This window comes from Pseudomonas sp. 2822-17, assembly GCF_002742485.1.
GTDB lineage: Bacteria > Pseudomonadota > Gammaproteobacteria > Pseudomonadales > Pseudomonadaceae > Aquipseudomonas > Aquipseudomonas cyclaminis.
The window spans coordinates 1-229 of the sequence record NZ_LJRZ01000028.1 but is presented as its reverse complement, the minus strand read 5'-3'; the positions used below and the strand labels follow the sequence as shown (position 1 = coordinate 229).

Sequence of the window (229 nt, the reverse complement as noted above, 5' to 3'; positions counted from 1 at the left end):
ACCTTTAACTGATGATGAAAAAACAAAGCTGCGACGAGCAAAGGTGAAGATGAGTGACTTACACCACTTCAGTAAAGACCAAATAGCAGAGAAGTTGGACGTTTCTATTGATAGAGCCAATATGTTAAAAGGACTTGTTGATTTTCAAAGTGTTCCTTCTATCGGAGTGAAGCTCGCCGAAAAGCTCGTTACAAAATTAAATATTTACTCACTTGAGGACATCAAAGAG

General features: G+C 38.0%; 1 protein-coding gene. It reads left to right on the top strand.

Annotation, left to right across the window (positions count from 1 at the left end):
- Positions 1-229, top strand: a 229-nt coding sequence (locus AOA60_RS33175) for a helix-hairpin-helix domain-containing protein (RefSeq protein ID WP_218240451.1), incomplete at both ends; no start/stop codon positions are given.